We start from the raw sequence: 19,284 nt of genomic DNA, 5'->3' as shown, positions 1-19,284 counted from the left end.
CTTCAACACTACGCCCCGGAAGCGGGTCAGACCGGAGAACATGATGAAGATACGAGCTCTTATGCTTGCCGCAGCCCTGGCGGGCCTGGGCGTGACCGCCGTGACGGCGGCCGACGAGCCGCAGGCGGTGCGTCAGCAGTTGATGAAAAAGGTGGGAAAGGCGACGGGCGAACTCAGCGGCATCGCCAAGGGTGAAAAGCCTTATGACGCCGAGATCGTCAAAGCATCTCTGGCGACGATCAGCGAGACGGTGAAGGTCTTCCCGAATCACTTCCCGGCCGGCTCTGAAACGGGAATGGAAACCGAAGCGAGCCCGAAAATCTGGGATAACATGGAGGACTTCAAGGAAAAGGCCGCCAAGCTCGGCGGTGACGCTGAAAAGATCCTTGCCCAACTGCCCGCAGATCAGGCCGGTGTCGGCGCCGCACTCGGCATTCTCGGAAAGGACTGCAGCAGCTGTCACGAGACCTACCGCCTGAAGAAGAATTGACGATCAGACGGTTCTTCTAACCCGTTTTGAAGCGCGCCGGTTCGCCGGCGCGATCTCTCCGCAAGCAGGTCGAAAGCCCACCGGCCGTTGTCATCCGCATTCGTGATCTCAAGAGGAGCCCATGGGCCGGCGTGCGAGGTATCTGCTTTCTGGTCTGGTCCTGCTGGTGGTGGCGGGAGCGAGTCTCGCCTGGTGGTTGACCAAGCCGGATCGTTGGGACGCCGCCCATTGGGAGGGGCTCGGCGAGCCCGATCTCGCCAATGGCGAACAGATCTTCTGGGCAGGCGGCTGTGTCAGCTGCCACTCCGCTCCGGGCGCCAAGGACGACCAGAGGCTCGTCCTTACCGGCGGCCGTACCCTGAAGAGCCCCTTCGGCACGTTTTATCCGCCCAACATCTCCCCCGATGAAACCGTCGGCATCGGCAACTGGACGCTTGCGGAGTTCGGCGACGCCATGACGCGCGGCGTCGGAAAGGACGGCGAGCATCTCTATCCCTCCTTCCCCTACGGCTCCTATATCCGGATGACCGCCAAGGACGTGAACGACCTTTGGGGCTTCATGCAGACGCTGCCGAAGAGCAGCAACGGGACACCTTCGCACGATCTGGCGTTCCCCTATAATGTCCGCCTGGCGCTCGGAGCATGGAAGCTGCTGTATCTGAGCGATGAGCCGCGTACTCAGGTCAATACCGCCGACACCAAGCTCGCCCGCGGGCAATACCTCGTGGAGGGTCCTGGTCATTGCGGCGAATGTCACACGCCGCGCGATGCGCTTGGCGGTTTCGAGGAGGACCGGTGGCTCGCCGGCGCACCCAATCCTGAAGGCGAAGGCCGAATCCCCGACATCACGCCGTCTTCGAAAAGTATCGGGGACTGGAGTGCATCCGACATCGCCTCCTATCTCGAAACCGGCTTCACGCCGGATTTCGACACGGTCGGCGGCTCGATGGTCGAGGTTCAGAAGAACATGGCAGAGCTGCCGGCCTCCGACCGCGATGCGATCGCGGCCTACCTCAAGGCGTTGCCGGCGCTGTAACCGGAGCGACCGCGGCCCCCTTACCCGAGTTTCTGCAGGTAGCGCATGCCGGTTACCGGGCGCGGCACGAAGCGCTCGGACTCGTAGAAACGGTGCGCCTGGAAGTTTCCGGTGGCGGCACTGACCGAGAGGTAGTCGCAGCCCGCCATTTTCGCCTGCTCGCGAGCCTTGGCCACGAGGTGGCGCCCGATGCCGGTGCCGCGGTGACCGGGGCGGACGAAGAGGTGGTGCATTTCCATGCCGCGGGCACCTTCGGCCGCCCGGTATTGCGGGACGAGAATGGCATAACCGATCAACGCGCCGCCGGCTTCTGCGACCAGTGCCGTGATCCAGGGCGTGCGTCCGAAGAGATCCCGCTCGAGCTGTTCGGGGGTGATCGTCGCGGCATCGCCGTGATGGGCGGCAAGCTCGGCGACCATCTCGCGCAATTCGGCGAGATCACGTGGCTTGGCGCAACGGATCGTCACCATCGGCGCACGCGCCGACGGAACGGGCTGAAGGGTAGGGGTGACGGTCTGCAGCATTCTCGGCTCCTGATGGTTCTCTGCCGCCATCAGGTGCCGTGAAAAACAAAAGCCGCCTGATGGCGGCCTTGTTGAATATGATCAGCAGGCCGCTCCTATCGGAACAGCCAAAAATATACGCTGGAAATGGGCGCGTTCTTGATCATGCGCGTAGATTGTCCAAATCCCGGAATTTGTCAACGAGGAATTTCAATGCTCGTTTCCGCACAGCGAGTGGTCGGCGAGCGCGCGGATCACATAGCAATCGCCGATCGTGTGGTCGCCATGGCAGGCGACGATGCGCTCGAGCTCATGCTCCAGCCTTCTGAGCTGGGCGATCTTTTCCCGCACGGAGGCAAGATGCTCGGTGGCGATGCGGTCCGCCTCGCCGCAGGGGCGTTCCGGATGCTCGCTCAGTGCCAGGAGGTCCCGGATCGCCTCTATCGAAAGTCCGAGGTCGCGTGCGTGGCGGATGAAAGCGAGCGTTTCGAGCTCACGCTTTTCATAGCGGCGCTGATTGCCCTCCGAGCGCTCCGGTGCCGCGAGCAGACCCATCTGCTCGTAATAGCGGATGGTCGGGATTTTTACGCCCGTCCGCCGGGAAAGATCGCCGATCGTATACATGCGCCCCATTTCTCCAACATTGAAACTACGCACTTCCGGACGGAAAACCGTCACAGCGCTTTTCAAATACTCTAGTCTCTAGAGCTTTATATGGGCAGGATCCGCCGTCGATCAAGCTTGGAAAGCGGCATCCGGGGTTCGTTCCCGTATCGAAGAGCGCACCTTCGGGCACAAGCCCGCCGCAATCGCCCTTTAGCGATTCGACCGTCGGAATCGATAGGAATAATATTCCAAATCAATAATTTAGCTATGTCTCGGCGCTTGAGCCGCACAGACGGAGGAAGACATGCCTTTGCACATAACCCGCCGAGCAATGCTGGCCGCGTCGGCCATGCTCTATCCGGCATTCGTCCTGGGAACGCCCGCGCTTGCGTCCGGCGCGGCGGAGGATGACGTGACCGAGCGGCTTCGCCAGCTTGAAGAGCGTACCGGCGGACGCCTCGGCGTCGCCGTGCTCGACACAGAGACCAACATCTCGTTCGGGCACCGGGAGGCCGAGCGTTTCGCCATGTGTTCGACCTTCAAGGCGCTTGCGGCGGCTTGCGCGCGTCGATCGCGGGGAGGAAAAGCTCGACCGGCGGATCACCTTCGGCAAGGAGGTCCTGCTGCCTCACTCGCCGGTGACGGAAAAGCATGTGGGCGGCAACGGCATGACGGTCGCGGAACTCTGCGAGGCGGCGATCACCATCAGCGACAATGCCGCCGGCAACCTGCTGCTCGAAAGCTTCGGGGGCCCCGACGGCCTGACGTCTTGGCTGCGCTCGATCGGCGACGAGACCACGCGCCTCGACCGTACGGAGCCCGACCTGAACGAAGCCAGGAAGGGCGATCCGCGCGACACCACGACACCGGGCGCCATGCTCGACACGCTCGGAAAACTGGTCCTGGGACCAGTCCTTTCGCAAGAAGGACGCAAGCAGCTCATCGATTGGCTGGTCGCGAACAAGACCGGTGATGCGCGGCTGCGGGCGGGCCTGCCCCAGGACTGGCGGATCGGAGACAAGACGGGAACGAGTATGACCGGTGCGGTTTCAGACATCGCCGTCGCCTGGCCTGAGGGCCGTGGCCCGATCCTGATCTGCGTCTATACCGGCGAGGCCAAGGCGCCGCTCGATGATCTGAACCCGGTCTTCGCCGATATCGGCAGAATCGTCGCCGACATGGCCTGAAGGCTGCGGGCGCGCTCATGCGAGCGCGCCCGTCATTCCGGTTCGTGCGTCAGGGCAGCGTATAGGCGATGACATAGTCGCCCGGCTTGGTGCCGACCGAACCGTGTCCGCCCGCGACGATCAGGACATACTGCTTCTCGCCGACCGTATAGGTCATCGGCGTCGACTGGCCGCCGGCCGGAAGCCGCGCTTCCCAGAGCTGTTCGCCCGTGGTCAGGTCGTAAGCCCGGAAATAATCGTCAACCGCGGCACCCAGGAAAGCGAGCCCGCCCTTGGTTATCATGGGTCCGCCGATGCCCGGCACGCCCAGCTTGAAGGGCAGCGGCAGCGGCGTCATGTCGTAGACCGTGCCGTTCTTGTGCTTGTAGGCGATCTTGCCGGTCCTGAGATCGGCGCCTGCGACATAGCCCCATGGCGGGGCTTGGCAGGGAATCCCGAGCGGGCCGAGGAACGGACCCATAAAAACCCCGTAAGGTGCGCCTTCATTGCGGTTGAGGCCCTGTTCGCTACCCTTTTCGCCCTCGCCCTTCGGGGCGATCTGGTCGCGCGGAACGAGCCGCGAGGTGAAGGCGAGATAGGTCGGCATCCCGAACATCACCTGGCGCTCCGGATCCACGGCGACGGAGCCCCAGTTGAAAGTCCCGAAATTGCCGGGATAGACGATCGTCCCCTCGAGGGAAGGCGGCGTGTAGCGTCCCTCGTATTTCAGCGTTCTGAATTCGATGCGGCATGCAAGCTGATCGAACATGCTGATCCCCCACATGTCGCGCTCCATGAGCGGCGGGGGCATGAAGGTGAGACCTGAGACGGGCTGGGTGGGGGCCGTGAAATCCTCGGGGATCGCACCGCCGGGAGCGGGTACTTCCTCGATCGGGATGATCGGCTCCCCGCTTCGCCGGTCGAGCACATAGATGTCGCCCTGCTTGGTAGGCCCGACGAGTGCCGGCATGACGGTTCCGTCCTCTCTCGTGATGTCGAGAAGGGCAGGTTGGGCGGGTACGTCCATATCCCAGAGATCGTGATGCACCGTCTGCCGTACCCAGCGTACCGCGCCCGTATTGATGTCCAGGGCGACGATGGAGGAGGAGTATTTCTCCACATGCTCGCTGCGGCCCATGCCGAGCTGGTCGGGCACCTGGTTGCCCATGGGGATGTAGACGAGGCCGAGCCCTTCGTCATAGCTGAAGACGGACCAGCTGTTTGGCGAATTGGTGGTGTAGGTTTGACCCGGAGGGAGGGGCGCCGTTACGTCCGGATTCCCGCTGTCCCAATTCCAGATGAGTGCGCCGGTGTTGATGTTGAAAGCGCGGATCACGCCGGACTGTTCCGTGGTGGAATAGTTGTCGTTGACCGCCCCGCCGATGATGAGCCTGTCGCCGACGGCGACGGGCGGCGAGGTCGAATAGTAGTAGCCGGCGGGGTTGTGCTTCATGCCCTGTTCGAGATGCAGGACGCCGTTGTCGGCAAAGCTGGTGCAGACCTCGCCATTCGTCGCGTCGAGCGCGATCAGGCGGGCGTCCGATGTCGGCAGATAGACGCGCTCGGCGCAGGGGCTGCCGGGCGCTGCGGCCGGATCGGCCCAATAGGTGACGCCGCGGCAGGTCTGATGCTGGCGATCCGGGTTCATGCCGGAATTGGAATCGTATTTCCACTTCTCCTGACCGGTGGCTGCGTCGAGCGCGATCGCCCAGTTGTGCGGCGTGCAGACATAGAGCGTGTCCTTCACCTTCAGCGGCGTCACCTGATAAGTGGTTTCGCTGACGTCTTCGGGCAGCTTCACGTCTCCGGTCTGGTATTGCCACGCCACCTGCAGGTTGGCGACGTTTTCCGGACGGATCTGGTCGAGCGGGGAGTAACGTTGACCGAAGGGCGTGCGACCATATTGGTGCCATTCGCCCGGCGGTACGTTGCCCCCGAGGTTCGCGTTCGCCGCGACTTCGCCGGGCAGATCGCCGCGAATGTCATGGGGGTCCTGCGTCATCGAATAGAGGGCGACACCGACCGAGAGGAGGCTCACCAGTGCAAGCGGCCAGGCGCTTGCCCCATATTGCTCGCCGGTGGGGCTGACGAAGCCGAGGGGTCGCCGGATCCATGGGGTTAGCAGCCACAGCCCGAGCAGGATGATCACGCCGCCCCGAGGCCCGAGTTGCCACCAATCGAAGCCCACCTCCCAGATCGCCCATGCGAGCGACCCGAGAACGACCAGCGCATAGACCCAAAGCGCGGCGGCGCGGCGGCGAAAGAGCAAAAACGCGGTGAGCAGAAAGCCCAAGCCGGCGATGAGATAATACGGGCTACCGCCGAGCAGCAGGAGCCGCGTGCCGCCCCCACCGAGGGCGAGGCCGATCACGGCGAAGACGACGGCGGTCAGGACGATGACCATCAATTCGAGCTCCCGAGGTTGAGAACGTGCCGTCGGCACGACTGGTCGTGGACGGTTTCGTGAAAACTAACGCAAAACGCGTGCCTTTCAATAGCCGCAATCCGGTGAAGAGCCCCACACCCTGACCCTCTCCCCGCGGGGCGGGGAGAGGGGACGTGCCCCTACGAAACGCCGATGATAATGGTGGCCGAGGTGCTTGCCTCGGGCACCTTCCCCCCGCTTGCGGCTACGGCATGCACATATCTCTTGCGCGCCGGTGCGGCGGATACTGCTCATGAAGGAGATCCCTCGGGAACCCAACCGCCTCAACCCCGCTCGGTCGGGGTTGCCCCTCAACCGGCTGCCGCCACCTTCTCCCCGCAGGCGGGGAGAAGGGATATGCCGCGCCCACTCGCTCCCTCGGGCGGGCGGTGAATGCGGGGTTCAGTTGGCGCCGCTTGTTCCTTCTCCCCGCCTGCGGGGAGAAGGTGCCGGCAGGCGGATGAGGGGCGGGTGACCGCTAATGCCAATGTTAGCGCATACGGGTTTGATCCCAAGGACCCATCCGCAAGCCTCGCCACTGCTGGAAATACAGATGCCGCCACTCCGGAGTAAGTCCGCGAAGGGCTGGACAAGAGATATGTGCATCCGTAGCGCTTGCGGGGAGAAGGTGCCGGCAGGCGGATGAGGGGCAGGTCATTCGCAACGCTTTGGAAAACAAATATTCACGTGCCGCAAAAGGTCTGCAGCACTTCCTCGCCCGGTTCGGGAGGCGCGGCATAGGCTGCGTGGCCGGGCTGGTCCTCGTAGGGTCTGGAGGTAACGTCGAGGAGCGCCTCGAAGAGCGAGAAATCCGCGTCTTCGGTTGCCGCAGCGATCGCCTGTTCCACCCGGTGGTTGCGCGGAATGAAGGCGGGATTGACGGAGCGCATCGCGGCAGCGCGTTCGGTTGCCGGCTGCGGCTCGCGTTCGAGCCGTCGGCGCCAATGCTCGAGCCAGGGTGAGAGCGCCTGCGGTTCTTCGAAGAGGCTTGCAAGCTCCGTATCCGCGGTTGCGTTTTCCGCTGAAGCCGCCAGCCGGCGGAAGGTGAGGGTGAAATCCGCTTTTCCGTTCTGCATGAGCGTCAGCAGCGACTGCACGAGATCGAGATCCTCGTCTTCATCCGTGAGCAGGCCGATCTTGCGCCGCATGCCGTCGAGCCAGTGCTTCTGGAAGATCGTTCCGTATTCGCCAAGAGCGTCGTTGGCGAGGTTCACGGCCGTGTCGGCTACGGGATCGAACAGCGTCACCAGCGTCTCGGCCAGGCGGGCGAGATTCCACTGACCGATAGCCGGCTGGTTGGCATAAGCGTAGCGGCCGAACTGATCGATCGAGCTGAACACGGTTTTCGGATCGTAATCGTCCATGAAGGCACAGGGGCCGAAATCGATGGTTTCGCCTGAAATCGTCATATTGTCGGTATTCATCACCCCATGGATGAAGCCGACATGCAGCCAGCGCGCGATCAGTGCAGCCTGGCGCGCCGCGACTGCCTTGAGGAGCGCGAGATAGGGTTTCTCATCCGTCTTCAGCTCCGGATAATGTCGGCCGATCACATAATCCGCGAGCGTCCTTATCGACTCCATGTCGCCGCGTGCCGCGAAGAACTGGAACGTGCCGACACGAATGTGGCTTGCCGCGACCCGGGTGAATACGGCACCTGGCAGGATCTGTTCGCGGTAGACGGGCTGTCCCGTGACCGTGGCAGCCAGCGCACGGGTCGTCGGCACGCCGAGCGCATGCATCGCCTCGCTGACGATATATTCGCGCAGGACGGGCCCAAGCGCCGCCCGACCGTCGCCGCGGCGGGAGTAGGGCGTCTGGCCGGCTCCCTTGAGCTGGATGTCGCGTCGTCGCCCGCCGGCGTCGGTCACCTCTCCGAGCAGGATGGCCCGTCCGTCGCCGAGCTGCGGCACGAAAGTGCCGAACTGGTGGCCGGCATAGGCCATGGCGAGCGGTTCGGCCCCTTCGGGGATGAGATTGCCCGAAAAGATCGCCGCGCCGTCGCGTTCGAGCGCTTCGGCGTCGAGCCCAAGCTCTCCGGCAAGCGGGCGGTTGAGCTTGATCAGCCACGGTTCCGCGACCGGTGTCGGCTGCACACGGGCATAGAAATTGGCCGGCAGCCGGGCGTAGCTGTTGTCGAAGCGGAATGCGGTCATCTTTGAAATTGGCTGCGTTGGAACGGAACTCATCACGATACAGCGGCACGCCGGAAGTCGGCCGCCCTTTCGCAGCAAGTCTACACGAGCCCAGCCCTTTTCGCGAGGTTTCGGCCTGGACGCCTACATGGGCCCCTCGCTCGCTTCGTGCGAAGGGGCCATCGCGATCAGGCACTGAGCGCCGCTCGTGGCAGGCAGGCCTCACAGATCGCAGCGATGTGGCGTCTCGCTGTAACGTCAGGAACCGTCTTCCATCGCGGCTGCCATTTCCGCCAGCTTGCGTATCGTGTTGAGATTGCGCGCCGTGCCGGGTCTGAGCGCCGGAAGCTTCAGCTTCGATCGACCGGATCCATTCGGATAGTGGACATAGATTTCGCGCCCGTCGATCCGCACCTCTTCTCCATCAGGTGCCACCAGCTTGTCGAGCGCGTCGGCGGGAGGCGGCTCCGGCAGGAAGGTGATCAGCAGCAAGTTCGGCTTGGCATCGAGAAACCGCTCCGCCCTGGCCGCGATGTCGTCCAGTTGGCGGCGGCTGCGGAGCAAGACTCCCGGTGCCTTGCCCATTTTCGCCGCCAGCGCCTGTTCGAGTTTCGCCTGCACTGCGGGCTCAGGCAGGTCAGAGCGAAAGACGACGTTGCCGCTCTGGATAAAGGTCTTGGCGCCCGCGAAGCCGAGCTCGTCGCAGACGGCCTTGAGGTCCGCCATCGCCAGCTTGCCGGTGCCGCCCACATTGACGGCCCTGAACAGTGCTACATAGACCGGCACCGGCTCCGCCCCTTACATCCTGCCTGCGACCTTGATGGCGAAGGCATATTCGAAGGCGATCTCCTCCAGCCGCTGAAAGCGGCCGGAAGCGCCGCCGTGGCCCGCGTCCATGTTGGTCTTGAGCAGGATGGGTTCGCTGCCGGTCGTCTCCTCGCGCAGCTTTGCCACCCATTTCGCCGGTTCCCAATAGGTGACGCGCGGATCGGTCAGGCCTCCGAGCGCCAGAATGGCGGGATACGGCCTGGCACCGACATTGTCGTAGGGCGAGTAGCTCGCGATGATGTCGTAGAACTCCGGGCTGTCGATCGGATTGCCCCATTCAGGCCATTCCGGGGGTGTCAGCGGCAGCGTGTCGTCCAGCATCGTGCTGAGCACGTCGACGAAGGGCACCGCGGCGATGATGCCGCGGAACTTCTCAGGCGCCATATTGGCGATGGCGCCCATCAGCATGCCTCCGGCCGAGCCGCCCTCGGCGACGATGTTCGCGTAGGAAGTGAACTTTTCCTGATTCAAATAGTCGGCGGCTGCGATGAAGTCTTTGAACGTATTGGTCTTCTTCGCCATCTTGCCGTCTTCGTACCAGTGGAACCCCTTGTCCTTGCCGCCGCGGATATGGGCGATCGCGTAGACGAAGCCGCGGTCGACGAGCGACAGGCAATTGGTGTTGAAGCTGGCGGGAATGGTGATGCCATAGGCACCGTAGCCGTAGAGCAGGCAAGGGGCGGATCCGTCGAGCGGTGTGTCCTTGCGATAGAGCAGGGTGACCGGCACCTGCTCGCCATCGTGCGCCGGAGCGAAGACCCGGCGGGTCACATAGTCGTCCGGATCGTGGCCGGAGGGGACTTCCTGCGTCTTGAGCAGCGTGCGCTTGCGCGTCTGCATGTCGTAGTCGAAAAGCTGCGAAGGCGTCGTCATCGACGAATAGGAGAAACGGATGATGTCGGTGTCGTATTCGGCCGCACCGGCAAGCCCCAGAGAATAGGCCTCCTCGGCGAATGCGATGGCGTGTTCCTCGCCGGTTCGGCGGTCGCGGATGACGATTTCCGGCAGGCCGTTGCGGCGCTGCAGCCAGACCAGATGGCGGGCATAGGCCATATGGCTGAGGATCAGGGTTCCCGGCTTGTGCGGCACGACCTCGCGCCAGTTTTCCTTCTGCGGCGCTTCCACCGGCGCTTCCATGATCTTGAAATCCTTGGCGCCGTCGGCATTGGTGAGAATGTAGAAGACGTCGCCGCCCTCGGTCATGGAATATTCAAGGCCGGTTACGCGCACCGCCACGATCCTTGGCTCCGCGGCAAGGTCCCTGGTCGGGATGAGCCGGTATTCGCTCGTCTCGTGGTCATGTATGTCGATATAGATGAAATCATCGAGGAGCGAACCGCCGACGGACATGAAGAAGCCGGCATCGGGCTCCTCATAAACCAGCCGGTCTTCCGACTGCGGCGTGCCGATGACGTGGTGGAAGATCTTCGATGGCCGGTGGTTCTCGTCGAGCACGGTATAGAAGAAGCTCTTGCCGTCCGGCGCCCAGGCGCCGCCGCCACCCGTATTTTCGAGCAGGTCCTCGAGGTCCTCGCCGGTCGAAAGGTCGCGCACCTTCAGCGTGAAATATTCCGAGCCCTTGTCGTCGTACCCCCAGATTCCGCGTGAATGATTGCTCGAATGGTCAAGTCCGGCGATACGGAAATAGGCCTTTCCTTCAGCCTCCCTGTCGCCGTCGAGCAGCACCCGGCGGATCGTCTCGTCGCCCGCTGCACCCTCGCGGGGGATCCGGAAATAGCGCGGATGCTCGCCGCCGGTGACGTAAGACGTCCCATAGGCAAAAGGGCCATCCTTCATCGGAACCGATGAATCGTCTTCCTTGATCCGGCCGCGCATTTCGGCAAACAGCGTCTTCTGCAGGTCCTTCGTGTCCGCCATCGCGGCGTTCATATAGGTATTCTCCGCCTCCAGATGGCGGCGGATCTCGGGATCCAGGATCGACGGATCCTTGAACATGGACTGCCAGTTTTCGGCCCTCAACCAGGCGTAATCGTCGGTGCGGGTCATGCCGTGGCGGGTATCCGTTACCGGCTTTTTCGGGGCGACGGGCGCGGCGGGCAGGTTCTTGAATACGGACAAGGCATGTCTCCGGGATCGGTCCTGCTGCATGTCTTCTGGAATCCTACCGATTCAAGGGGAGAACACGCAGCAGATTAAAGCGCTACAGCAACCTCGCGTCTGACGAGACGTGCGGCGCCGTATGGGGGAGACAATGAGATAGAGGGCACCAGCGCGGCGATCAAGCGGAAAGGGCTGCCGAGCCGTCTAGGCGGCGAGTTTGAGGCCGATGCCCCACGGGTCGGTGAGGCTATGCGCGTCGCCCTGCCTGTCCACGGCTATTTCGAGGGCGTCGATCTTCCGGATCGCGGCGTCGAGGGCCGCCGGCTCCCGGAAGCGGATCGTATAGTCGGCGAGACCGGTCATGTTTTCCTGGCGTTTAGGCGCCCCGCGCGAATTCCAGATATTGGCCGCCACGTGGTGATGGTACTTGCCCGTCGCGAAGAAGCTGGCTCCAGGATAACGCGCCATGACGTCGAGCCCCAGGGCATCGCGGAAAAAAGCGTCCGCCTGCGGGATATCCGAGACCTGAAGGTGAATGTGACCGATCGTGGTGCCGGCCGGCAGGCCGTCCCAGCCGTTTTTCGGCACCTCCTCGTAGAGTGCCTGCAAATCGAGCGGCAGCGTGTTCATTGCCACCATGCCGTCCGCTCCGTAGTTCCATTCCTCGCGCGGTCGATCGCGGTAGATCTCGATTCCGTTACCCTCCGGATCGGCGAGGTAGATCGCTTCGCTGACGAGGTGATCGGAGGCTCCCTGCAACTGCACCCCGTTCTCGGCGGCATGCACGAGCCAGCGTCCGAGCTCGGTGCGGTCCGGAACCAGAAATGCGTGATGGAAGAGACCGGGTGCGTTTCGCGGAGCCCTTACGGCATTGCCGTCGCTCGTCAACGTCAGGAGCGGTCTTCCGGCGACGCCGAGCGTCACGCCGCTTATGTTCGCCTCGATCGGCGACAGACCGATTATCCGCTGGTACCAGGACGAGACCGTCTCCAGGTCGCTGACGACAAGATGCGACCGATCGACATAAGCGGGCATCGCCGTCGCGTGATCGGCGGGAACGCTGGCCTGCGGCTTCGGTTGTGAGGTGTCCTTCATCCTATTCGCCTTTTCGGACAGCGGGAGGGCGACGCCCGAGACTGTGATCTGCTGCCCTAATTCAATATGAGCACGTGATCGGGTTCGCGAAAGCTCTTATATTACTTGATGTTGTGTTCGATGAACGTTGACAGTCGTCACGGCCGCGCTACCTTTAACGGTGGGAGCGATGAGAGCAGAGGGGCGGTCACTTTGATCCAAGTCAAGGCCCGTACAGCCGCCACCGTTCGATGTCGGTCCGGCGCAGGACGGGGTGCGTGATGTGGTTTCCGTCCGTGACGGGAGCCGGGGCCGGATGACCGGCCAAGCTGAGGGATCAGCGTCGCATTCGGCGCGCGACGTGGTAACATAGGAAAAGGACGCAGCAGCATGTACAAGAAGATCATCGTGCCGATCGCCATGGATCAGCTGGAGCACGGCGAGTCCGTCCTTGGCATCGCCGAGAAACTGATCGATGAGGGGGGAGAGATTATTCTGCTCAACGTCGTCGAGGATCTCAACGCCTATGCACAAGGTTACATGATCGTCGATTTTCCGCTGGAGATGATCGAGGAATCGCGCAAGCACGCGGTCAAGACCCTGGAAGCGCTGAAGACCAAGCATGGCATCAACGGGCGCGTCGAAATCCGCACCGGCGGAGCTGCCGGCAGCATCAACGCTCTCGCCGAGGAAGAGAATGCCGACCTGGTGATCATCGCGTCCCACCGCCCGGGGCTGATCGATTATTTCATCGGGTCGACCGCCAGCCGTGTCGTCAGCCATTGCCCCTGCGCGGTTCTCGTCGACCGGTAATACTGGGAATAGAAGGGAGCGGTGCAGGCCGCCTGCGCCGCGATCCGAAGGAGTCACGCAATGGATAAGTATGCGCTTGACGACTTTCGCGAACAGCTTTTGCGCCGCAAACGCGAACTTCATGGCCGGCTGGTGCAGATAGAGGAAGACCTCGAGCAGCCGATGAATGCCGATGTGCCGGATCGCGTAACGGAACGGGAGAGCGACGAGGTCCTGGAAGGACTCGGATTGGCGGGCCAGGGCGAAATTCGCGCGATCGACGCTGCGCTCAACCGCATCGAAGCAGGAACCTTCGGCATTTGCGTCCGTTGCGGCGACGCCATATCCCCGGAAAGGTTGCGCGCCGTGCCGCATGCGCCGCTCTGTCAGACCTGCGCCGCCGAGATCGCGACCGGGGGGAGATAACCACCCAAAGCTCCCATCTGCTTCAGCGAAAGCCGTTTGCTGCACGCTCCCGCGCAGGGTGCGGTATTTGTTGTAATGCGTTGCAAAAGTTGATCCTTTCGCCCGATCCTGGTGCTTTGCCGTGTCGCTGCTCTGTGGCAGGATGAACCGAAACCATGGTGATCCTGTGCGGCGTTTCGAACTGTTCGAATCCGCTGCAATCGGTCATGAGGTATTTCGTTGCTGCTGCAGGCTGCAGACGGATATCGGGAGCGGAGCGGGAGGGGCCGCGTGAAGGTTGCCGGCGTCAAATGGGACTACGACCGATCGGAGATGATCGCCGACGCAATCGTCCACGGGATCGGCCTTTCGGCGGCGCTCGTCGGTGTTACCGCCCTGATCTTTTACGCCACCGTCTGGAGCACGTCCGGGCAATTGGCCGCGGCTTCGATCTATGGTGGCGGGCTCATCGCCGCCCTGTCGATTTCATTCGTCTACAATCTCTTTCCGGTCGGCCGGGCCAAGTGGTTCCTGCGTCGGCTGGACCACTCCGGGATCTTCGTGCTGATCGCTGCAACCTACACGCCTTTCCTGCAACGCGGCTGGGATGATCCGTTCCTCTTCTCGATGCTGGTCGCCATCTGGCTTATCGCAGCCGCCGGCATCGCCATGAAGTGCCTCCTGCCCGGGCGCTTCGATCGGCTGGCGATCCTGCTTTATCTCGCAATGGGCTGGAGCGGGCTGCTCGCCGCGAAATCCCTCTTTACCGCCTTGAGCGCGACGACGCTCACCCTGATCGTCATCGGTGGCGTCATCTATTCGGTCGGGGTCATCTTCCATGTCTGGGAGCGTCTTCGCTTCCAGAACGCCATCTGGCACGGCTTCGTCGTCACGGGAGCGGCTGTGCACTATTCCGCAGTCTTGACCTGCATCAGCAGCGCCGCTGTATCTTAGATCACGATGTTTTTAGGTCGAGTCGAGCTGTCGGCGCGGATGACCTGGCTCTGGCTGGCCCAGGAAACGTATCACCGGATTGCAATCTCTCCTCTTCCTCATCTCTGTGCTTGTCACAGAGATGAGAGCCGCGCCGCGTCTGCGGCGCGGGAAGCGTTGTTTCAGCCCAAGGACTTGGTCTGGCTGGATCCCTGTGACGAGCACAGGGATGAGGTAATCAAACAGGCTGCGGCGGGTATCCCGAATCTCAACAGGCCTTAGCCAGATTCAAAGCTGCAGCTTCAGTCTGCTGCAGGCTGACATTCTTCCGACGGCCTGAGTGCCGAGGCCATGCGCGAGATGACGCCATCGAAACTGGTCAGGTTGCTCTTCCGATATTGCAGCCTGAAATAGGCGGCGCTGCCGTCGCAGAGCGCAATCGCCCGCGTATAGAAAACGTCGCTCTCGCGCGCGCCGGAAAAGCTTGCCCAGGCGGGCGTGACGCGCGAAAAGATGATTCGCCAGTCGGCCTGCTTCTCGTAGCCGATTCTTTCGGCGACGTCGGTTTCGAAGTCGCCATCCGGCGGATGAGTGCCGAACACCATGAGCGTCGCGCCATTGTCATCGGCATGAAATCTGACGCCGTCGCCGTTATCGGCCTCAAGGCCCATCTCGAATCCGGGCGGGATGTCGACCGTGTAGCCGAAGCGGGGATTGGCGTAAGGGTGCCAGTCGTCCTCGGCGACAGAGGGCGAGGCAAGCGTCACGAGGAGCAGAGATGCGATAAAGGCACGGCGCATGCGTGGCGTCCTCTCGGCTTCGTTCGACCTGCCGGTTCTTCTCAACGCACCGCGCGTTTTCTTCCTGCACGCGCGAGGGCCGTCGCAACGGCTTTGAACTGCTGCATCATCTTATCTTCAAATCGTTCCGGGTTTAAGGGCATGCGGATAGACAACACGCATGCTGGAAAGTGCCGCCGGAACAGTCCCTTATGGTCAATCTTCCTCGAATGTCATCGCGGTGCCGTTGAGGCAATAGCGCAGGCCCGTCGGAGGAGGCCCGTCGGGGAAGACATGGCCGAGATGGGCGTCACAATCGGCACAGCGAATCTCCGTCCTGACCATGAGGTGAGAGCGGTCCACATATTCAGCGATCGCGTCCGGATCGACCGGGGCGAAATAACTGGGCCAGCCGCAGCCGGAATCGAACTTGGTGTCCGAGCGGAACAGCGCGCGGCCGCAACAGACGCATTTGTAGGTGCCATGCCTTTTATTGTCGAGGAAGGGGCCGGTGAAGGGACGTTCGGTGCCATGCTCGCGTGTGACGCGGTACTGCTCGGGCGTCAGCGCTGCCCGCCACTCCTCGTTCGTCTTCGTAATCTTCGGCATCCGGTTTTCGGACATGGCTGCGCTCCTTTCGATTGCAGCGAATATATAGGATGGCATCCGCTCGGGCACAAATGGGGATCAATGCCGGGAGCTCCGCGTCCTGGACAGGATCCTGATCAGGGTCGGGGCGAAGCCGCTGCCCTCTACATAGTATAAACGTGGCATAACCTCACACCGCGGCCGATTTCCCTTGAGGCAGGCCCGCCCTTCTTCTATGTCCGGTTAAAGCTTGACTGAAAGATCAATGAGAAGGAGCGTGTCGATACGATGGATGCCGCGGCCCTGACATTCCTGGCCCTCGGTCTTCCCTTTGCCGCGGCCGTCGTCGCACCGGCCCTGACCCGGCTTCTCGGCGGGAATGCCGCCTGGCTGCTGGCGCTTGCGCCACTCGCCATCTTCATGCATCTCGCAGGTTTCATTCCGGAAGTCGCCGCTGGCGAGATCGTTACCGGCGGCTATATCTGGATACCGTCCTTCAACGTCAGCTTCTCCTGGCTGATCGACGGCCTGTCACTGACCTTCGCGCTTCTGATTTCGGGCATCGGGACACTGATCGTCCTCTATTCGGGCGGATATCTGAAGGGGCATCCCGACCAGGGCCGCTTCTTTTCGTTCATCCTGATGTTCATGGGCTCGATGCAGGGGCTCGTCGTCTCGGACAGCTTCCTGATGCTCTTCGTCTTCTGGGAGCTGACGTCGATCACTTCGTTCCTGCTGATCGGCTTCGATCACACCCGCGAGGCGGCGCGCCGCGCGGCTTTGCAGGCCCTGGTCGTGACGGGGGGAGGCGGGCTTGCCTTGCTCGCCGGGCTCCTCATCCTGTGGAACGTCAGCGGCGTCACGCAATTTTCGCTGCTCCTGTCCTTCGGCGACGAACTGAAGCAAAGCCCTTTCTATCTCGCGGCGCTGCTCCTCGTCCTCGGCGGCGCATTCACCAAGTCGGCACAGTTTCCGTTTCACTTCTGGCTGCCGAACGCCATGGAAGCGCCGACGCCCGTTTCGGCCTATCTGCACTCGGCGACGATGGTGAAGGCGGGGGTCTATCTTCTGATGCGGCTCAACCCGGTGCTCGGCGGTACGACGGAGTGGCAGGTTCTGCTGCCGCTCTTCGGCGTGACGACGCTCGTCGCCGGAGCCGCCCTGGCAGTGCGCCAGACGGACCTGAAGATGATGCTGGCCTATACGACCATGTCGTCGCTCGGTCTTCTGGTCATGCTGACGGGCCTCGGCCTGCCCTACGCCATCGAAGCCGCAGTGCTTTACTTGGTGGCGCATGCCCTGTTCAAGGGGGCGCTGTTCATGGTGGCCGGCATCATCGATCATGAAACCGGTACGCGCGATCTGACGAAGCTCGGCGGCCTGCGCAGGGCGATGCCTCTGACCTTCGCCATAGCTCTTGCGGCGGCCCTGTCGATGGGCGGCCTGCCGCCCTTTTTCGGGTTCCTTGCAAAAGAGGAAATCTACGCCGCACTCTCCGGTTTCGACCGCCGGTCCATGGTCTTCGCGGCATTGACCATCCTCGGCAACGGCCTGATGTTCGCCGTCGGCTTCGCGATCGCTCTAAAACCGTTTCTGGGCCCGAAGGTCGATACGCCGAGGCATGCCCACGAGGCACCGGTGCTCCTCTGGATCGGCCCGGCAATCCTGGCTGCGAAGGGCCTTTCCATCGCGCTGATGTCGGGCCTTGTTCATCGGTTCGTGACCTCGCCCATGGCCTCGGCCGTTGCCGGCGAACCGAGAACCGTGACGATTTCTCTCGCACCGCATATCGGCGTGCCGCTGTTGCTCTCCGTCGTGACGCTGGCGGTCGGCGTCGCTCTGTTCCTCAATCTGACGCGGCTGCGCGCAGCCATGGCGGTGATCCTTGCCGATATCGGCTGGGGACCGGATCGAGGCTTCGACCAGTTCATACGCGGCCTCGTGCGGTTTGCGGTCGCCGCGACCCGCCGATTGCAGGGCGGCCGTCTCGATAACTACATGACCGTGACCTTCCTGCTCGTCGCCGCCGTCATGCTCGCATTGCCGCTGCGCTACGGCGAATTCCCGCGCGCACCTTTCTTTCCGGGCGACGTTCCGCTGCACGAATTCGCGATCATGGCGATCGCCGTGCTTGGCCTCTTCGCCGTGGTGCTGGCCGCGGACCGGCTGACGGCGATCGTCTCGCTCGGAATTCAGGGCTTCGCCGTCGCGATGCTCTTCCTGCTTTACGGCGCTCCGGATCTCGCCTTCACCCAGTTCATGATAGAGACGCTGTCCGTCGTCGTGCTGGCACTGGTGATGACCCGGCTGCGGCTGTCTCCCTCGGATCACCGACCACTCAGGCAGAAGCTTCCCGACTTCACGATCGCGCTCGCCTGCGGAATCGGATTCGGCCTTTTCCTTCTCCGGGTTACCGGCGTGCCGTTCGATGCGACGCTGACGGACTTCTTCAACCTCTATTCGAAATCGATCGCGCACGGCGCGAACGTGGTCAACGTCATCATCGTCGACTTCCGAGGCACGGATACGCTTGGCGAAATTGCCGTCGTGCTGGTTGCGGGCCTGTCCATCCTTTCCCTCGTGCGGTTGCGGGCGGGATCGTTGAGACGCGGCGAAACGCGCGAGATCGCGGCCGCTGATGCGAACACGAAGGAGCCGGTATGAAGTCGATCATTTTTCGGACCGTTGCGCCCTTCCTCGCCGGATTGATGATGCTCTTTTCGATCTTCGTGCTGCTGCGCGGCCACAACGAGCCCGGGGGCGGCTTCATAGGCGGGTTGATCGCCGTTTCGGCGCTGGCGATCTACGGCATCGCCCATGGCGTGGAGACGGTGCGTCGGGCGATATTCTTCCACCCCATGGCTATCGCCGGCGCCGGCCTTTTCGCCGCGACCGTGGCCGGACTGGTGTCACTTTTCGCGCGGGTGCCGTTCATGACCGGGCTTTGGATATATCCCTCCTTTCTCGGCGTCGAGGTTCCGCTCTCCACCGTCATGCTGTTCGATACGGGGGTCTACCTGGTCGTCGTCGGTGCCATCAGTTCGATCGCGCTGTCGCTTGAAGAAAGAGGGGGCGCCTGATGGAGACCTGGTTTTCGCTGCTGGTCACTTTCTTCTTCACCGTCGCCATTTACTTGCTTCTGTCGAAATCCATCATCCGCGTCCTCCTGGGCGTGGCGATCCTGGGAAATGCGGTGAACCTTCTGATCTTCACCGGCGGCCGTCTGACGCGCGACGTACCGCCGGTCATAGCGGAGGGCTCCGATGTGCTTTCCGGTCCGGCGGCCAATGCCTTGCCGCAGGCGCTCATCCTGACCGCCATCGTGATTTCCTTCTCCTTCTTCGCCTTTCTCCTCGTTCTCGCCTGGCGCGCCTATGAAGACCTCGCGACAGACAACACGGACGAGATGCGTGTTGCGGAACCGGTGAACGAGCCGGCACCGCCGCTGGGATACTGACGCACC

Annotated in this window: 17 protein-coding genes and 1 pseudogene; 9 read left to right on the top strand and 9 right to left on the bottom strand. The window is 62.7% G+C overall.

The annotated features are described in order from the left end of the window. The first annotated feature begins 43 nt into the window (after nucleotides 1–43). On the top strand, nucleotides 44–490 hold the full coding sequence (locus M1D34_RS10755; protein WP_498778993.1) for a c-type cytochrome: 447 nt from the start codon (nucleotides 44–46) through the stop codon (nucleotides 488–490). A 121-nt stretch (nucleotides 491–611) separates the two neighbouring features. Then, the gene (locus tag M1D34_RS10750) at nucleotides 612–1,526 is read left to right on the top strand and encodes a c-type cytochrome (protein ID WP_498778991.1); all 915 of its coding nucleotides are present in this window, start codon (nucleotides 612–614) and stop codon (nucleotides 1,524–1,526) included. Nucleotides 1,527–1,546: 20 nt separating this feature from the next. Here the strand turns inward: M1D34_RS10750 and M1D34_RS10745 are convergent, their stop codons facing one another. Further along, nucleotides 1,547–2,050, bottom strand: coding sequence for a GNAT family N-acetyltransferase (locus M1D34_RS10745; RefSeq protein WP_003537587.1), 504 nt, complete (start codon nucleotides 2,048–2,050; stop codon nucleotides 1,547–1,549). 189 nt (nucleotides 2,051–2,239) lie between these two features. After that, nucleotides 2,240–2,653: a MerR family transcriptional regulator gene (locus M1D34_RS10740; RefSeq protein ID WP_003537590.1), complete on the bottom strand. Its 414-nt coding sequence runs from the start codon at nucleotides 2,651–2,653 to the stop codon at nucleotides 2,240–2,242. Between the two features lie 286 nt (nucleotides 2,654–2,939). Between M1D34_RS10740 and bla the strand changes: the two are divergent. Beyond that, a pseudogene (bla, locus tag M1D34_RS10735) lies at nucleotides 2,940–3,822 on the top strand (class A beta-lactamase). A 49-nt stretch (nucleotides 3,823–3,871) separates the two neighbouring features. Here bla and M1D34_RS10730 read toward each other — a convergent pair. The 5 genes from M1D34_RS10730 to M1D34_RS10710 form a co-directional block, all read right to left on the bottom strand. Next, nucleotides 3,872–6,205, bottom strand: coding sequence for a glucose/quinate/shikimate family membrane-bound PQQ-dependent dehydrogenase (locus M1D34_RS10730; RefSeq protein ID WP_498781718.1), 2,334 nt, complete (start codon nucleotides 6,203–6,205; stop codon nucleotides 3,872–3,874). 704 nt (nucleotides 6,206–6,909) lie between these two features. After that, complete coding sequence (locus tag M1D34_RS10725; RefSeq protein ID WP_127540510.1) at nucleotides 6,910–8,382, bottom strand: protein adenylyltransferase SelO; 1,473 nt, start codon at nucleotides 8,380–8,382, stop codon at nucleotides 6,910–6,912. A gap of 237 nt (nucleotides 8,383–8,619) precedes the next feature. Beyond that, nucleotides 8,620–9,147 (bottom strand): DUF1697 domain-containing protein, encoded by a 528-nt coding sequence (locus M1D34_RS10720; RefSeq protein ID WP_498778987.1) that lies wholly within the window; start codon nucleotides 9,145–9,147, stop codon nucleotides 8,620–8,622. A gap of 12 nt (nucleotides 9,148–9,159) precedes the next feature. Next, on the bottom strand, nucleotides 9,160–11,268 hold the full coding sequence (locus tag M1D34_RS10715; protein WP_498778985.1) for a S9 family peptidase: 2,109 nt from the start codon (nucleotides 11,266–11,268) through the stop codon (nucleotides 9,160–9,162). A gap of 186 nt (nucleotides 11,269–11,454) precedes the next feature. Then, nucleotides 11,455–12,345 (bottom strand): VOC family protein, encoded by an 891-nt coding sequence (locus M1D34_RS10710; RefSeq protein ID WP_498778983.1) that lies wholly within the window; start codon nucleotides 12,343–12,345, stop codon nucleotides 11,455–11,457. Between the two features lie 369 nt (nucleotides 12,346–12,714). Between M1D34_RS10710 and M1D34_RS10705 the strand changes: the two genes are divergently transcribed. From M1D34_RS10705 to trhA, 3 genes are all read left to right on the top strand, one after another. Continuing rightward, nucleotides 12,715–13,137, top strand: coding sequence for a universal stress protein (locus M1D34_RS10705; protein ID WP_003527403.1), 423 nt, complete (start codon nucleotides 12,715–12,717; stop codon nucleotides 13,135–13,137). Nucleotides 13,138–13,197: 60 nt separating this feature from the next. Next, complete coding sequence (locus M1D34_RS10700; RefSeq protein WP_003527402.1) at nucleotides 13,198–13,542, top strand: TraR/DksA family transcriptional regulator; 345 nt, start codon at nucleotides 13,198–13,200, stop codon at nucleotides 13,540–13,542. 270 nt (nucleotides 13,543–13,812) lie between these two features. Further along, entirely contained in the window at nucleotides 13,813–14,475 is a 663-nt protein-coding gene (gene trhA, locus M1D34_RS10695; protein ID WP_003527401.1) for a PAQR family membrane homeostasis protein TrhA, read from the top strand. 281 nt (nucleotides 14,476–14,756) lie between these two features. On the opposite strand, the gene M1D34_RS10690 is transcribed toward trhA, so the two are convergent. Continuing rightward, complete coding sequence (locus M1D34_RS10690) at nucleotides 14,757–15,254, bottom strand: hypothetical protein (RefSeq protein ID WP_010968973.1); 498 nt, start codon at nucleotides 15,252–15,254, stop codon at nucleotides 14,757–14,759. Between the two features lie 195 nt (nucleotides 15,255–15,449). Further along, the gene (gene msrB, locus M1D34_RS10685; protein WP_010968974.1) at nucleotides 15,450–15,857 is read right to left on the bottom strand and encodes a peptide-methionine (R)-S-oxide reductase MsrB; all 408 of its coding nucleotides are present in this window, start codon (nucleotides 15,855–15,857) and stop codon (nucleotides 15,450–15,452) included. 252 nt (nucleotides 15,858–16,109) lie between these two features. Between msrB and M1D34_RS10680 the strand changes: the two genes are divergently transcribed. Genes M1D34_RS10680 through M1D34_RS10670 form a run of 3 tightly spaced genes read left to right on the top strand, consistent with a single transcriptional unit; the run spans nucleotide 16,110 to nucleotide 19,278 of the window. Beyond that, nucleotides 16,110–18,485 (top strand): putative monovalent cation/H+ antiporter subunit A, encoded by a 2,376-nt coding sequence (locus tag M1D34_RS10680; RefSeq protein WP_498778979.1) that lies wholly within the window; start codon nucleotides 16,110–16,112, stop codon nucleotides 18,483–18,485. After that, the gene (locus tag M1D34_RS10675; protein WP_010968976.1) at nucleotides 18,482–18,901 is read left to right on the top strand and encodes a Na(+)/H(+) antiporter subunit B; all 420 of its coding nucleotides are present in this window, start codon (nucleotides 18,482–18,484) and stop codon (nucleotides 18,899–18,901) included. The genes M1D34_RS10680 and M1D34_RS10675 overlap by 4 nt, the downstream gene beginning before the upstream one ends. Beyond that, nucleotides 18,901–19,278, top strand: a complete 378-nt coding sequence (locus M1D34_RS10670; protein ID WP_010968977.1) for a Na+/H+ antiporter subunit C — start codon at nucleotides 18,901–18,903, stop codon at nucleotides 19,276–19,278. Before M1D34_RS10675 ends, M1D34_RS10670 begins: the two co-directional genes overlap by 1 nt. Nucleotides 19,279–19,284: the final 6 nt, after the last annotated feature.

Source organism: Ensifer sp. D2-11, from assembly GCF_054161295.1.
The sequence above is the reverse complement of the archived record's forward strand: the minus strand, read 5'-3'. Positions and strand labels throughout refer to the sequence as shown.

What these genes read in the sequence shown, in the direction of transcription:
- M1D34_RS10690 (WP_010968973.1), bottom strand. Translation starts at nt 15,254, where the DNA reads ATGCGCCGTGCCTTTATCGCATCTCTGCTCCTCGTGACGCTTGCCTCG.
- M1D34_RS10680 (WP_498778979.1), top strand. Translation starts at nt 16,110, where the DNA reads ATGGATGCCGCGGCCCTGACATTCCTGGCCCTCGGTCTTCCCTTTGCC.
- M1D34_RS10750 (WP_498778991.1), top strand. Translation starts at nt 612, where the DNA reads ATGGGCCGGCGTGCGAGGTATCTGCTTTCTGGTCTGGTCCTGCTGGTG.
- M1D34_RS10710 (WP_498778983.1), bottom strand. Translation starts at nt 12,345, where the DNA reads ATGAAGGACACCTCACAACCGAAGCCGCAGGCCAGCGTTCCCGCCGAT.
- M1D34_RS10700 (WP_003527402.1), top strand. Translation starts at nt 13,198, where the DNA reads ATGGATAAGTATGCGCTTGACGACTTTCGCGAACAGCTTTTGCGCCGC.
- M1D34_RS10675 (WP_010968976.1), top strand. Translation starts at nt 18,482, where the DNA reads ATGAAGTCGATCATTTTTCGGACCGTTGCGCCCTTCCTCGCCGGATTG.
- M1D34_RS10705 (WP_003527403.1), top strand. Translation starts at nt 12,715, where the DNA reads ATGTACAAGAAGATCATCGTGCCGATCGCCATGGATCAGCTGGAGCAC.
- M1D34_RS10730 (WP_498781718.1), bottom strand. Translation starts at nt 6,205, where the DNA reads ATGGTCATCGTCCTGACCGCCGTCGTCTTCGCCGTGATCGGCCTCGCC.
- M1D34_RS10670 (WP_010968977.1), top strand. Translation starts at nt 18,901, where the DNA reads ATGGAGACCTGGTTTTCGCTGCTGGTCACTTTCTTCTTCACCGTCGCC.
- M1D34_RS10755 (WP_498778993.1), top strand. Translation starts at nt 44, where the DNA reads ATGAAGATACGAGCTCTTATGCTTGCCGCAGCCCTGGCGGGCCTGGGC.
- msrB (WP_010968974.1), bottom strand. Translation starts at nt 15,857, where the DNA reads ATGTCCGAAAACCGGATGCCGAAGATTACGAAGACGAACGAGGAGTGG.
- M1D34_RS10725 (WP_127540510.1), bottom strand. Translation starts at nt 8,382, where the DNA reads ATGACCGCATTCCGCTTCGACAACAGCTACGCCCGGCTGCCGGCCAAT.
- M1D34_RS10740 (WP_003537590.1), bottom strand. Translation starts at nt 2,653, where the DNA reads ATGTATACGATCGGCGATCTTTCCCGGCGGACGGGCGTAAAAATCCCG.
- M1D34_RS10745 (WP_003537587.1), bottom strand. Translation starts at nt 2,050, where the DNA reads ATGCTGCAGACCGTCACCCCTACCCTTCAGCCCGTTCCGTCGGCGCGT.